At 66.3% G+C, this 13,844-nt stretch carries 13 protein-coding genes and 1 tRNA gene; 7 read left to right on the plus strand and 7 right to left on the minus strand.

Annotated elements, in window-relative coordinates:
* Positions 1 to 35: 35 nt before the first annotated feature.
* Complete coding sequence (locus tag NDI85_RS09115; RefSeq protein WP_188998412.1) at positions 36 to 305, plus strand: hypothetical protein; 270 nt, start codon at positions 36 to 38, stop codon at positions 303 to 305.
* Positions 306 to 355: 50 nt separating this feature from the next.
* A tRNA-Val gene (locus NDI85_RS09120) sits at positions 356 to 430 on the plus strand.
* 239 nt (positions 431 to 669) lie between these two features.
* On the opposite strand, the gene NDI85_RS09125 is transcribed toward NDI85_RS09120, so the two are convergent.
* Positions 670 to 951 (minus strand): hypothetical protein, encoded by a 282-nt coding sequence (locus NDI85_RS09125; RefSeq protein WP_310915587.1) that lies wholly within the window; start codon positions 949 to 951, stop codon positions 670 to 672.
* A gap of 134 nt (positions 952 to 1,085) precedes the next feature.
* On the opposite strand from NDI85_RS09125, the gene NDI85_RS09130 reads away from it, so the two are divergent.
* The gene (locus NDI85_RS09130) at positions 1,086 to 1,700 is read left to right on the plus strand and encodes a hypothetical protein (RefSeq protein WP_310915588.1); all 615 of its coding nucleotides are present in this window, start codon (positions 1,086 to 1,088) and stop codon (positions 1,698 to 1,700) included.
* Here NDI85_RS09130 and NDI85_RS09135 read toward each other — a convergent pair.
* The 3 genes from NDI85_RS09135 to NDI85_RS09145 all read right to left on the minus strand — a co-directional run bounded on the left by NDI85_RS09135 (position 1,661) and on the right by NDI85_RS09145 (position 3,606).
* A complete protein-coding gene (locus NDI85_RS09135) occupies positions 1,661 to 2,011 on the minus strand; it encodes a TRAM domain-containing protein (protein WP_188998421.1) in 351 nt (116 codons plus the stop codon). The two genes, NDI85_RS09130 and NDI85_RS09135, sit on opposite strands and share 40 nt — an antisense overlap.
* 79 nt (positions 2,012 to 2,090) lie before the next feature.
* Positions 2,091 to 2,468, minus strand: a complete 378-nt coding sequence (locus NDI85_RS09140; protein ID WP_188998423.1) for a hypothetical protein — start codon at positions 2,466 to 2,468, stop codon at positions 2,091 to 2,093.
* Positions 2,469 to 2,559: 91 nt separating this feature from the next.
* Positions 2,560 to 3,606 (minus strand): phytoene/squalene synthase family protein, encoded by a 1,047-nt coding sequence (locus tag NDI85_RS09145; protein ID WP_188998426.1) that lies wholly within the window; start codon positions 3,604 to 3,606, stop codon positions 2,560 to 2,562.
* A gap of 162 nt (positions 3,607 to 3,768) precedes the next feature.
* Here NDI85_RS09145 and NDI85_RS09150 point away from each other — a divergent pair, with 162 nt between their 5' ends.
* The 3 genes from NDI85_RS09150 to NDI85_RS09160 all read left to right on the plus strand — a co-directional run bounded on the left by NDI85_RS09150 (position 3,769) and on the right by NDI85_RS09160 (position 7,818).
* Complete coding sequence (locus tag NDI85_RS09150) at positions 3,769 to 4,008, plus strand: hypothetical protein (protein WP_188998429.1); 240 nt, start codon at positions 3,769 to 3,771, stop codon at positions 4,006 to 4,008.
* A 91-nt stretch (positions 4,009 to 4,099) separates the two neighbouring features.
* A complete protein-coding gene (locus NDI85_RS09155; protein WP_310915589.1) occupies positions 4,100 to 6,409 on the plus strand; it encodes a cation-translocating P-type ATPase in 2,310 nt (769 codons plus the stop codon).
* Positions 6,410 to 6,498: 89 nt separating this feature from the next.
* Positions 6,499 to 7,818, plus strand: coding sequence for a glycoside hydrolase family 68 protein (locus NDI85_RS09160; protein WP_310915590.1), 1,320 nt, complete (start codon positions 6,499 to 6,501; stop codon positions 7,816 to 7,818).
* Position 7,819: 1 nt separating this feature from the next.
* Here NDI85_RS09160 and NDI85_RS09165 read toward each other — a convergent pair whose 3' ends face one another.
* Together NDI85_RS09165 and NDI85_RS09170 are read right to left on the minus strand one after the other, a co-directional pair.
* The gene (locus tag NDI85_RS09165) at positions 7,820 to 9,985 is read right to left on the minus strand and encodes a GH32 C-terminal domain-containing protein (RefSeq protein ID WP_310915591.1); all 2,166 of its coding nucleotides are present in this window, start codon (positions 9,983 to 9,985) and stop codon (positions 7,820 to 7,822) included.
* A 483-nt stretch (positions 9,986 to 10,468) separates the two neighbouring features.
* On the minus strand, positions 10,469 to 12,355 hold the full coding sequence (locus NDI85_RS09170; protein ID WP_310915592.1) for a hypothetical protein: 1,887 nt from the start codon (positions 12,353 to 12,355) through the stop codon (positions 10,469 to 10,471).
* A 205-nt stretch (positions 12,356 to 12,560) separates the two neighbouring features.
* Between NDI85_RS09170 and NDI85_RS09175 the strand changes: the two genes are divergently transcribed.
* On the plus strand, positions 12,561 to 12,737 hold the full coding sequence (locus NDI85_RS09175) for a hypothetical protein (protein WP_310915593.1): 177 nt from the start codon (positions 12,561 to 12,563) through the stop codon (positions 12,735 to 12,737).
* On the opposite strand, the gene NDI85_RS09180 is transcribed toward NDI85_RS09175, so the two are convergent.
* A complete protein-coding gene (locus tag NDI85_RS09180; RefSeq protein WP_166971443.1) occupies positions 12,738 to 13,802 on the minus strand; it encodes a rod shape-determining protein in 1,065 nt (354 codons plus the stop codon).
* Positions 13,803 to 13,844: the final 42 nt, after the last annotated feature.

The following is a 13,844-nucleotide window of genomic DNA, read 5'->3' on the forward strand; positions in this document are numbered from 1 at the left end:
CAAAGGATTTATTCGTTGTCCGCCAAGGGACAGATATGAACAAGCACTTCGAAGACGCTCGGTACTACCTCAAGCGCGCGGGCGAAACCGCGAGCAAGGGCGTCAAAGAGGAACTCGAACCCGTCGAGCAGCGATTCCGAGAACTGACCGGTAAGGAGAGCGAACCGGAAGCCGGACGCCTCGATACGGTCAAATCTGACCTGAAGGAACTCCAGCAGAACGCCGAGGGCGAGGCCGAACAGGCCATCGCCGACGCCCGCGAGAAGATCGACTCCTACCGGCAGAAAGACGAGACGGAAGCGTAGTCGGAACGCAATTCTTAATGTATCCGGTCGAATAGCCTCGGGTGTAGCCGGGGTTGGTGATCTAGTCCGGTTATGATACCTCCTTCACACGGAGGAAGTCGGCGGTTCGAATCCGCCCCAACCCATATCCTGTCGCGAACGAATCCGTGAGCGACTGGTATGGTCTGGGTGATTCGAACCCCGGAAGACGAGCAGAGCGAGTCTTCAGTCGGTTCGAATCCGCCCCAACCCATAGTCTGCCGGCACGACGCGACGAGCGAGCAGCTTGCGGGACGAACACGGCGAATCTCGCGTCGGTTCAACTCCGCCCCGACTCACGCTGGGAGTACCGTAGCGTGCGTCGAGACGGCGGGAAGCCGCCCAGTCACTCGGTAAAGAGTCGGTCTCGAGCGGTCCACGCACTCGTCTTGGGAACGTTCTCGTCGAAGGCCTTCTTGGCTTTCAGGAACGTTCCGTCGGGAATCTGCGGATTGTCGCCGGGCATCACCCCGACCTGACCGGGGGCCTGCACGTTGTCCCCCGGTATCACGGCCACGTCGCCGTCGTCGCCGTCCAGCGGAACGGCAGCGGCAGGCATCGGGAGGCCCACGACGGCAATGGCGAGGACGGCGAGCGTGACGGCGGTCCGGGTGAGTGTTTGTACCATACCGTATCCGCCTACGAACCACGAGGATAAATATTAGTACTATTATAATTACGGTGGCTCGGTGGTGAGACGGGCAGAGCCGGCGGCCCGCCGATCAGCGGAACACGTAATCCGCTGGGTCCGGGGAACACAGTATGGCCGAGGAACCACTCCACGAACGGATGGACCGCTACGAGACGCTGGCCGCCGAGGCGGCGGACGCAGAGCGAAAGCGCGACGAAGTAGCGAACGAGGTCGGCGCTGCTCTCGCCGACGTGATTACCGAGGCAGTCGAAGTCGAAGGAACCAACGTGGTACCACTCGACCGGTCCGCTGACGGACACCGCTACCGGTTCACAGCGCGGTTGGATAGGGCTGCACTGGTCGCGAGATTGACCGAGAGCCTCCCGGAAGGCTTCGTCGTCTCGAACGTCAACGACGACGGGTCGCTGGGTATCGAGTGGACCGGCGACGACCGGACGCCATCGAAGCGTGAACACGGGGCTATCTTGAAGGCGATCGTCGCCGAGGCGACGGTGATGGACGCCGACGGGTTCATCGAGTCGGTGCCGTCTCGTAAGACAGTCCTCGAACGCGCCGCGGAACTGGGCGTCGAGCGGAGCGACGCCGCCGACCGCCTCAGTCGACTGGCGACGCTGGACATCGTCGACGGTCGAGTGTCCACCGACGAAAACGTCGCTCGGTACTGGGGGGCACTGTTCGCGCCGTGCTACGCCGTCTCGACGAACTTCGCGTCGGCGGAGGTGTGACCGCGGTTGAACGACAGCACCTGCGCACGAACGACGTCGCCCTCTGAGAGCGACGACGGGACGTCCTCGGTGAAGAGGACGAACCCCTCGACTTTCCCGACGGCGACGCGCTCACCGGAGTGGTGGTCGGTAAACTCCGTGATACCGAACGCGTACGTCTCGCCGATGTCGACCGGTGGCGCACGCGCTTTGGCTTCGTCGTGGGCACGCTTAGACGCACGTGCGTCCGAGGTGCCGCGATGCCGGAGCGCCGCTACACCCAGTACGAGAGCGAGCAATCCCCCGCCGGCCGCGAACCAGATAAGTTCCATGTGCGGTGTCTCAGGTTCCGCGTTCTAATAGGTTACAGAGTCGGTACGGCGTCGCGTCGACCGGGCGAACCGCCCGAGTTCAGAGCCCGAGTTTGTCGCGGAGGCCGCCGGTCGACGACGAGTCACTGCCGGGCGGTTCCCACTCCGTCGGCAGTTCCGCGGCCAGTTCGGCCACTTCCTCCTCGCCGAACCGCGGGTCCGCTGTGGCGTCGTCGAGCCAGCCAGCCCATTCCTCGGCCGAGAGCAGGCCTCTGGAGTCGGACTCCCACTGGTCGACGAGCGCTTCTCGGTCACGGAACGGGATGTCCATGCCGCTGTCGCCCCAGTACAGCGGCGACAGTTCGAAGGCGTGCGTCTCGCTATCGAGCCAGACGAGTCGGTAGGGGTAATCGTTGTACAGGAAGACGTCGTCGGGCGACACCTCGTCGCCGTTCGGGAGTTCGAGCGTCTCGCTCATGGACGGCAGTACGTGTGGGCGACGTTTCAGGGTTGTGCGGACCACGCTCGGCCCGAGAGAGGAATGTCGAGTCGGCTGGTCGGTCGCCGGATCAGTACTCGTGGAGGGGTCGCTGGCGAATCTTGCTCCGCAGGTCGCCGATAGCGGGGTCGCCGTCGCCGACGAACTGCTGGCACACCGCGTGAACCTCCTCGCGAGTTATCTTCACGTTGCCTTGCTCGATGACGTCGGCCGGGCGAGTGCGGAGTTCGCGGATGGTGCCGACGGCGAGCAGGAAGGGGATGGCCCACGCCGACAGCGAGTTGCCCCGCGTCTCGGGCATGGCGTCAAGCCACGTCTGGGCCCCGTCGAGGTAGCTCTCGGCCCGAGCGGTCACCTGCTCGATGACCGGGACCAGCGAGTCGACGTTGCTCGGGTCGCCCACGTCGCCGTGGTCGAGGCCCTCCTCGCGGAGCAGTTCCAGCGGGAGGTAGACGTTGTTCTCTTCCTCCATGTCGGTCGCGGCGTCTTTCGCGACGTTGACCAACTGGAGCAGGAGGGCAAAGGAGCGTGCGTTCTCCTCCATCCGCTGGACCTGCTCGTCGGTGGCTTCGTGGGAGACGAGCCCCGTCACCAGCGTCCCGACGGTACCGGCGGCGTACCAGCAGTACTCTTCGAGTTCTTCGAGGCTCTTGATGCGCAGGCCACCCTCGTCGGCGTAGCGGTCGACGAACATCGCCATCCCGTCGACGAGTTCGCGGACCGGGCCGCGAATCGCGTCGAGCGAGTGACTGTCGAGCGAACGGAAGACACCGACCGCACGACCGGCGTTGTCGACGACCTCCCAGTCGTCGGTCATCGTGGCGGGGAGCCACTCCGACGCCGCCTCGTCGAACGCGCGAACCGAGGCGTCGGCAGAGGGATCGAGCGTCCGACTGTACAGTCGGAGGAGGTCCGCCTGTACCCCCGGAGGGATGTGCCCGGCGTCCTCGATAGTGTCGGCGACGCGGCAGAGGAGATAGCCGACACAGATGTCGCGTGCCATCGGCTCGTCGAGTTCCGCAATTGTCAAACTAAACGTCCGCGAGACCCGGTGGACGGCGTCGTAGCACCACTCAATATCTTCTTGTGACGACCGGCCAGTGTGGTTCTGAGACATTCCCGTCACCCGGCGTAGGGCGTACTGTGATAAAAATGGGGCGGCTATGTTGCGGCCGAGAGACGGTCCGGTAGTCACCGGCGTGGCGGCAAACGCCACGCCTAAGCCGAGCAAGTACGTACGATAACCCATGACTGTCCTCCGTGCGGTGGTGAAGGGTCGATGAACCGCGACGACACGATAGCGCTCGCCGTGACCATCGCCGCCGTGGTAATCGTCCCCGGCCTCGCGAACGGGTTCCTGAGCCAGATGGGGTATCCGTGGGTCGGCAGCGCCGTCTGGGCGCTGGGCTACGGCCTCGGGGTCGTGTACATCTGGTACGAGTGGATCCGGCCGCTCGACATCAGCGCCCCCGAGGGCGTGGGCCTGCCCGAGGACGAGGACGCCGTCGAAGATCGATAATAACTCATCGCGGATTTTTTAATAATTTCGACCAACTGTACCCCGTTTTGTAGCAGTTGGATTAATAAGACACCGTCGTCTACCCTCGCATATGAGCAGCGAGGATACGCGCACGCTCCGCCTCCGTGTCCCGGAGATGGACTGTTCGTCCTGTGCGACGACGGTCGGTTCGGCGATGACCGACCTGCCGGGCGTCGAATCCGTGGACACGCGGCCGGGGAGCGGTATCGCGGTAGTGACCTACGACCCCGGCGCCGTCGAGCGAGAGACGCTCGTCTCGGCCGTCGAACGGGCGGGCTACGCCGTCGAGGGCGCGAGCGACGACGACGAGGCGGACGTGCCCAGAAGCGAGGCCCGCGCCTCGGTCTGGCGGTCGGCCCGCGCGAAGAAGACGGCCGTCGGCGGCGTGTTGCTCGCCGTCGGCCTCGTCGCCGAGTTCGGTCTGGCCCCGATACCGGTCGCCACCGTCGGTCCGGTCGGACCGGTCGGCCTCGTCGAGTTCGTCCTCGCGGACCTCCTCTTTCTGGGAGCGGTCGCCGCGGCCGGACAGGAGATCCTGCGCGGGGGAGTGGTCGCCGCCCGGCAGCGCAACCTCGGCATCGACTTCCTGATGTCGGCGGCCATCGTCGGCGCCATCACCGCCTCGCTGGTCGGCGACGAGACCCTGTACGTCGAGGCGGCGACGCTCGCAGTGCTTTTCAGCATCGCCGAGTTGCTGGAGGGGTACGCGATGGACCGGGCACGCAACTCCCTCCGGGAACTGGTCGACCTCGCACCCGACGAGGCGACTGTCGTGCGGGACGGCGAGGAAGTGACGGTCCCCGTCGACGAGGTGACCGTCGGCGACCGTGTCGTCGTCCGGCCGGGCGAGAAGATACCGACCGACGGCGACGTTCTGGAAGGCGAGTCCGCCGTCGACGAATCGCCCGTCACCGGCGAGTCCGTCCCCGTCGACAAGCAACCGGGGGACGCCGTCTACGCCGGGACGATGAACGAGGGGGGCTACCTCGAACTGCAAGTGACCGCGCCGCCGGGCGAGGACACCCTCTCGCAGGTCATCCGCCTCGTGGAGGACGCCGAGGCGAAGAAGACCGACCGCGAGCAGTTCGTCGAGCGGTTCTCGAACTACTACACGCCGTTGATGGTGTCGCTGGCCATCGCCGTCACCGTCGGCCCGCCCCTCTTGCTGGGCGCACCGTGGCTGGAGTGGTTCGTCACCGGTATCACCCTGCTGGTGCTCGCCTGCCCCTGTGCGTTCGTCATCTCGACGCCTGTCACCGTCGTCGCGGGCATCACCAGCGCCGCCCGCCACGGCGTCCTCGTGAAGGGCGGGACCCACCTCGAAGCGATGGGCGGCGTCGACGCGATAGCGCTGGACAAGACGGGGACGCTCACGAAGGGCGAACTCTCCGTCACCGACGTCGTCCCCGTCGGCGACCGGACCGAGACGGACGTCCTGCGCTGTGCGCGGGGCCTCGAAGCCCGGTCGGAACACCCCATCGGCGAGGCCATCGTCGCCCATGCCGAGGCGGCGGCCGTCGAAGTCACCGAACCGACGAGCTTCGAGAGCCTGACCGGCGAGGGCGTGCAGGCGACGCTCGACGGGACGCGCCACTACGCCGGCAAGCCCGGCCTGTTCGACGACCTCGGCTTCGAACTCGACCACGCCCACGTCGTCGACCCCTCCGGCGAGTTGGCCGGCGAGGTCCGGGAGATGTGTGACCGACAGGGCTGTCTCAACCTCGTCGAGGACACCATCCCCCGACTGCAGGACGAGGGCAAGACCGTCGTGCTGGTGGGGACGGAGGACTCGCTAGAGGGTATCGTCGCCGTCGCCGACGAACTGCGCCCGGGCGCCGCCGAGACGGTCGCGCGTCTACGCGACCTCGGTATCGAACCGGTGATGCTCACCGGCGACAACGAGCGCACGGCCCGCGCTATCGCCGAACAGGTCGGTATCACCGACTACCGGGCAGGACTCATGCCCGACGAAAAAGTGGCCGCCGTCGAGGAACTGCTAGGCGAGTACGACAGCGTGGCGATGGTCGGCGACGGTGTCAACGACGCGCCGGCGCTGGCGACGGCGACGGTGGGTATCGCGATGGGCGCGGCCGGCAGCGACGCGGCCATCGAGACGGCCGACATCGCCCTGCTGGGCGACGACATCGGGCGACTGCCCTATCTCGCCACCCTCTCGAAGAAGGCCACCGGCGTCATCCGGCAGAACGTCTGGTCCAGTCTGGGCCTGAAACTCCTGCTGGCGGTCGGTGCGGTCACCGGATACGTCGGCGTCGCGCTGGCGGTGTTGCTGGGCGACGCGGGGATGACCGTCGGAGTCACCGGCAACGCGATGCGTCTCTCGCGAGTCGAGGCCGAGGAGTTCGGCGAGGCCCGTGAGTAGGCACACGGAGAACCGATCAGAAACGCGTATACAACAGCAGTTGTAGTCATCCAGAAACCCTTATCCCGGTCGTGGACGCACACGGATGCATGGACGACCACTCGCTCGGCGACGGGGTACCCGGTTTCAGAGCCCGCGCCGGCTGGACACGTGAGCAAGCGGCACGCATCGAACGGACCGACGAGACGGTGGGGCCCATCGTCTACCCGCCCGAGAGCGACCAGATACCCCATCTCCACATCTGGGATACGTGGTTCCTCCGGAACCGGGACGGCACCCTCGCCGAGGTCGACGGCTACCGCGTCTGTTTCTCGCTGACCGCGCCATCGGACCTCCTGCCGGGTAAGCGCCACGACGTGGCGAGCGTCCGCTGTTTCTACTCTGCTGACGGCCGCAACTGGCACGACGGCGGCCCCGTCTTCGAGGACGCACTGGGCCAGCGCCAGTGGGCCGGCTCCGCGCTGTACGACGACGGGTCGGTCTACCTGTTCTACACCGCCGCTGGTGAGGAAGGGGCCGAGGACCTGACGTACTCCCAGCGCATCGTCGGGGCCGGCGGTGGCACCGTCGACACGAGCGAGGGGTTCGCCCTTCGCGGCCCGTGGACCCACCACGAACTGCTCCGTCCGGACGGCGACCGGTACGAGCGCGAAGATCAATCGCGCGCGATGATCTACACGTTCCGCGACCCGTGGTTCTTCGAGGACCCCCAGACGGGCGAGACGTGGCTCCTCTTCGAGGCCAACTCCCCCGTGCCCGAAGGGAGCGACGTCTGTGACGGCGACGCCGCCCAGCAGGGGTACAACGGCAGCGTCGGCATCGCACGCTCGCCGACGGGCGACCCGCTCTCGTGGGAACTCGAAGACCCGCTGTTGGACGCCGTCGGCGTCAATCAGGAACTCGAACGCCCCCACATCGTCTACAAGGACGACCTGTACTACCTCTTCGTCTCCAGTCACCTCCATACGTTCGCGCCGGGACTCGAGGGGTACGACGCGCTCTATGGTTTCGTCGCCGAGGAACTGCGCGGCGACTACGTCCCGCTGAACGAGTCGGGCCTCGTCGTCACTAACCCCGAGAACGCACCGTTCCAGTCGTACTCGTGGATGGCGTTCCCTCACGACGACGAGGTGCTCGTACAGAGCTTCTTCAACTACTTCGACTTCGCGGGCGAGACGCTCGACGAGATCGCTCACCTCCCGGAGTCCGAACAGATGCGCCGGTTCGGCGGGACGCTCGGGCCGACGCTCCGACTGGACGTGCAGGGAACGGAGACGCGTATCATCGGGAAGCTCGGTCACTGGCACGTCCCGATGGCCGGTGAGGAACTACCGCCGACCGAGCGAGAACTGATTCGTCGAGCGCGGACCGACGAGGACGGCCGCGGCGGCTACGTCTCCGAGGACTGACTCAGGGACGGGTCGACGGTTTTTCGCGGACACTCGGCTCGCGTTCTGCGTCCCACGCGCTCTGCATCTCCCAGACGTCGAGCGACGCCACGGTCGCACGCCCGCCGTCGGCCGCAAGCGAGATGCCCGTGGCGTCCTCGCTGGTCGGGTAGACGCGACTGGTCAGGCAGTGGCGCTCGTTGGCGAACACCTCGACGACGCTGCCGTCTACGAACACGCGCAGCGAGAGCGGCGAATCGTACGGCGTGACCCGCATCCGCTGGGTGGCGGTGGTCGCCTCCGGGTCGTGGCTCGACTCCGTGCGGTCGACGTACATCTCGCTGTCGCGCGTGTAGCGAATCGGCGTTCGCTCGGCCCGGTTCGGTGTCTCCAGCACGGAGAGCTCGACGGCCTCGGCGTCCTCCAGTCGGACAGTCGCGCGCAGTTCGAACGCCCGGCTCTCGACGTCTACGCGCTGTCGGTCGCCGCTCGACAGGCGGAGTTCGTCGTGGTGGGTGTTCGCCCCGCGGAGGGCCGTCAGCTCCGGCGCGGGCCGCTGACAGAGGCCGCCGTCGTCGGCCAGCGTCAGTTCGCGCGGGAGCGACATCGTCCCGGACCAGCCCGCGTCCCACTGGGCGCTTACGTCACGCGCCTCGGGAATCCAGCCCCACGTGAGGATGCGGCCGTCGTCCGTCCACATCGACTGGGGTGCATAGAAGTCGCCGTGATCGAGTTTGTCCCGGCGCTCGGCGGTGAACTCGCCGTCGTCGTAGGTACCGAGGAAGTACACCACGTCCTCGTAGTTCGAGACGTGCAGGAGGTGTCGGTCCCCGAAGTCCAGCAGTTCGGGACACTCCCAGACGGTGCCGGCGGTGTCGCGGTCGCCGCTGAGGATGGGACCGCGGTACTCCCAGTCCCGGAGGTTCTCGGAGACGTACAGCAGGGCCGCGCCGCCGCCGCCCTCCATGCCGGCGCCGATGAGCTGGTGCCAGACGCCGTCCTCGCGCCAGACGCAGTGGTCGCGGAACTCGCCTTCCCAGTCCTCGGTCCGCAGGACCTCGGGTTCGGCGGGCGTCTCCTCGATGACGGGGTTCGCGGGGTCCTTGACCCACGACGAGAGCGTCTCGTCGGCCGCCGTCGCGATACACGGCAACTGTTTCTTGTCCCGGCCGCCGGTGTAGAGGATGGTCGCGGTGCCGTCGTCGTCCACCGCACACCCGGACCAACAGCCGTCGCGGTCCGGACCGTCCGGCGACGGCGAGAGCGCCACCGGCCGGTCCTCCCAGTGTATCAGGTCGTCGCTGACCGCGTGGCCCCAGTGAATCGTGTTGTGGAACGGCCCGGTCGGGTTGTACTGATAGAACAGGTGATAGCGCCCGTTCCAGTGGATGAGTCCGTTCGGGTCGTTGAGCCAGTTGGCCGGCGGGGTGACGTGGAACGTCGGCCGGAGCGGGTCGTCGGCCAGCCCCTCGCGCATCGCGGTAAGCGTCTCGACGTCTTTCGGACGACCGGTGAACCGAACACCGTCGCCGTCGGCGAGGTACCCCAGCGCGTTCGACACCAGCGTCTCGCGGTTACGGTGACAGATGTCGTGGGTCGGTTGGCGAAAGGAGACGGCCGAACCGATGCCGAGGACGTGGCCGTCGCCGGGTTCCCAGACGACAGTGGCCATTCCTTTCACCACGTCGGTGTCGCCCCGCACCGTGCTGGCGAGAACGTCACCCTCCATCGGCGCGACGTGTTCATAGCGCGCGTAGGGCACCGTTATCCCGGGGCCGCGGGTGTGGACTCTGAGCGTGTCGAACCCCTCTGCGACCGGGTGGTCGGCATAGAGGGTCTTCCAGAGCGGACCCGTGGGTTCCGGAATCTCCTCCCAGCCCACCGCGTCGGGACCGACCGCGTCGAAGCCGAGCGGTTCGACGGCGGCCATCGCGCCGAGAGTCAGCAGGAGCGACCCACCGGACCGGACGTAGGCGGCGAGTGCCTCCCCTTGGGGGCCCGCAACGGCCGCCCCGTCGAAGGGGTCGTCACGGTGCCACCAGAGCACGTCGTAGTCGGTCGGGTCGACAGTTGCGAGAGAACACCGCTCGACGTCGTCGAACGCCTCCTCGCACCATTCGTACGCTGCCGTTTGTTCGTCGGAACAGGAGTCGACGAACAGGCAGCCGACGCGTCGCGACTCTACCATTGGAGGTACTCACCCTCTCAAATATAAAAACATTCGGCAATCGTTCGTGTCTGTTACTGACCGATCGTGAGTGGGTCGGCGGAAGCACCGTCCTACCGGCGAAGACGGTGCCGTCCCGTCAGTCGATACGCGCGTTCCGAGCCTCGGCCTTCCAGTCGATGAGCGTGTCGTGACAGTTCGGGCAGACGAACTCTGTCAGTTTCGTCGTCTCGTCGTTGTACGTCATCCGTGTACCGCAGTTCGAACAGTACATTATAGTTGATGATGGTCTTTGGGCGGTATTAAGCGTTGCTTCCCCCATGCAAATTCCGTTTAATTTAACGCCCCCATATCGGCAAACCGGGCTGGGTCGGGCCTATACGCCGGATCGCGGTCCTGCGCAGTCCGAATCCCGGGACTTCGACGGGACAGCGGGCGGTCGACTCGTCTGTCTGGTCTCTGGTCTGGCCACCCGCTCGCGCGGATTCGGGGAGTACCCGCCAGTCACTCTTCGAGGATGCGCCGCGTCGACTCGGGTAAGGCGACGTCCTGCGCGTCGACGATGGCCGAGAGCGAGTCGCCATCGAGGACTCGAACCTCCCGGTCGCCCGCGAGCGAGGAGTGTTCCTGTTCTAAGGGGACCGCCGCCGCGAGCAACACCGCGTCGGCGTCGTCCGAGGACGCGAGGTCGGCACAGCGGTCGAGTGTGGCCGCGCCGACCGAGTCCGCCTCGGGGTCCTCGACGACGACACCCATCACGTCGCCGTCGTCCCGCCGGACCAGAAGGTCAAACGGCGACTCGCCGGCCCCGCGCTGGGTCGACCACACCGTCTCGTCGAGTGCGTCGGCGACCACCGCCGTCAGTTCCTGCCGGTCGAGCGATCGAAGGCGCTCCGTCGTCGACTCGGGCGCACCCTGTCCGGTGAGCGACGGCCCGAACTCCGACTCCGCGGCCTCGATAGCCGCCTCGATGGCCGTGGGACCGTCGTCGTCGGGAACCGGATCACCGATGGTCGCTGTCACCGAATCGGCCGGTTCCACGCCGCCCTCGATGTGGTCCGTGACCTCGTCCCCGGCCAGTATCGCCTCGGTTCGCTCGATACGCTGTGTGACCGCGTCCCGTTCGGTTTCGAGGTGGTCGACCGCGTCCGGGTAGCAGTCTCGGGCGGTCGCCAGCGCCGTCTCGAAAGCCTCTGCAGCGGCCTCGAACTCCGTGAGGGCCGCATCGTACTGCTCGGCGTCGCTGTACCAGTCGCCGGCCCGCATCGCGTCGACGGCGATCGCTCGCTGGGCCCCGGTCAGTTGCTCCGCGACGGTCCCGAGTCGCTCGCGCACCTTCTCGGGGTCACCCGCGAAGCGCCGGTCACCGCTACCCCAGTCCAGTTCCAGCACGCGCCGGTAGTGAGCCATCGCCTCTGTCCAGCGGTCGGCCGCGACCGCCGGGTCGTCCGCGTCGACGGCCGCGTTGTCGGCCCTGACGGCGTGGCGGAGCGGGGACTGTTCGAGGTGGCCGACGATGCGGTCGAGGCGCTCCCGTTCCTCGCGTATCCCGTCGACGTCGTCGAGACGGGTCTGATCGAGTGCCAGCGCCGCTTCGTACTCCTCACGGGCCCGCTCGTAGGCCTCGTAGGCGGCCTCGTAGTCGTCTTCGCGCCAGAGGGATTCGCCCTCGTCCGTGGCCTGTCTGGCGCGGCCGACCCGGATCTCTGCGACAGTGTTCACACAGCGCGATTCGACGGGGTCCAGTCGCTTCCGGAGTGCATCGCCGGGCCGGGCCGTCGAGAACCGGAGCGCCGTCGCCCGCGCAGTTTCGAGGTGGTCCTCGGCACTCTCAGCGGTCGAAAGCGCCTCGTCGTACTCGCCGTCGTCTCTGTAGTCCGTGGCGGTGACGAGCGTCTGTGTGACCCTGTTGCATTCGTTCTCGACGCGTATCCACGCCTGTGACGCGGCGGCGAGGTAGTCGGCAACCTCGGCCAGTCCGTCGGTCCCGGTGTGGACGTGCCACGTCGACCCGCCCTCGCGGCGGAAGGTGAGTCGACCACGCCGGATACTCGTGGTGTGTTCGACCTGTTCGATTTCGACCAGCGGCACCACGAACTGCGTGTCGCCGTCCGCGTCGCCCACCAAGACGACGACGCGGCGGTCGGTCAGCACGGCGACCGTCCGATACCCGCTTCCGGGCGTGACGTGGTCGGTCGAATCCGGCGACTCGATAGTGACGCCGTTCTTGCGGTTCGTGAGGACGAACTGTGGTGTCTCGTCGTCGTCGAGTACCGCCGCTGCCGGTTGGTCGCGGAGATAGCCCGTGGACAGGAACCCACCCTGTCCGGTCCGAGTGAGTACGTCTGGCAGCGTACCCCCTCGATTATCTACCTTGATAACCTGACCCATCGATACGGCCTACAGCGTCGGTGACTATGATACTCACTCATCTAATCCGATAATACTAGGTGGAATTTTTCGGATTAATCAGTGACCTGACAGTTCGGTCGCGAGAGCCGGGCCCGTCTCACAATTTCGTGTCGTCCGCTCGTCGCCGAGACGGCAGACGGGCGTCTGACTGAGGTTTACAACTCAGGGTACCATAGCCAGTTCCATGCCACGGGTACGGCTGAATACCACGGACCACAGCGGGGGACAGAACCGTGTCGAGGGGCGACTCGCCGTCCGAATCGACACCGACGTGTTCGATATTCTCTCGGGGAAGCGCCCACGGCGCGACCGAGCGATGCGACCGGTCATCGAGCAGTGGCTCGACTGCTGGAGCGGCTGATTAGCTGTTCTCGACGAGTCGTGCGGCGATACGTTGTGCGCCGACGGTCGGTGCGACGTCCGGTTCGTCCGCGGCCGTCGCCTCGATTTCTCGGTTCAGTTCCTCGCTGAGTCGCCGCTCGAACTCCTCGACGATGCCGGGGATGCAGGCCATCCCGCCCGTGAGGACGACGGGACGGTCCAGTGCCAACTGGTACACCTTCATGTAGTCGTTTGCTAGCTCCGGCAGGAACGTGTTGGCGAGTTCGTCGACGGCGTCGTCCAGATACTCGTCGACGGCGTCCATCACCGAGCGCTCGATGGTGAACTCGTGGGTGCCGCCACCGGGTTGCTGGATGATGTCCGTAAACGGCTCGAACTCCACGAAGTCGGCGTGGGCCTCCTTGTACTCGCGGGCGGTCTGGGTGTCGATGTTGACCCGGCCCTGCGTCTCTTCTTCGACGTAGTTCGCTATCATCCGGTCGACTTCGTTGCCGGTGACCGCGCCCGTCGTGAAGGGAGCGAGTTGCTCGCCCCGGCGGTACGCGGAGGCTTCGAGGTTGGTCGACCCCATGTTGACCGAGATGAATATCTCGTCGATGGCCTCTAGGTCGTCGCCGAAGGCGGGAATCGAGCCACACAGCGACTCGGGATAGCTCTCGACCATACTCAGACCGATAGAGGACCCCTCGATGACGTCTTTGAGGTTGTCCAATCCAGCGGGGTTGTCGATGGTCGGGATGGCGTAGACGACGCCGCTGTCGGCCGGGATGTCGTTCTCCTCGATGAGCGCCTCGAAGAACGTCTTGGTCATCGCCGCGCGGTCTTCGTCCTCCGGGAGGCCCGACCGGAGCATGTACTGCACTCGGTCGGGGTACTCGCGGGCCGCCTCCTCGCCGTAGAGGATCTTCTCCTCGCCGGTCAGCGCGTCTTCGTAGGTGGCCATGCAGGTCAGGGTCTTGATGATGCGGTTCTCGGTCCCGTGTTCGTCGGGGAGGGCGATGACCGTCCGCGTGCTACCCAGTTTCACACCGATCGGCACCGAACGGCCGCTCCCACCGCCTGCCTCCGCGTCGTCGTCACTCATGTACGATGGCGTGTTGTCGCCGCCTCGGTATATAACCTCACG

This window comes from Haloarcula sp. S1AR25-4, assembly GCF_031624555.1.
In the GTDB taxonomy this organism is placed as follows: Archaea; Halobacteriota; Halobacteria; order Halobacteriales; family Haloarculaceae; genus Haloarcula; species Haloarcula pellucida.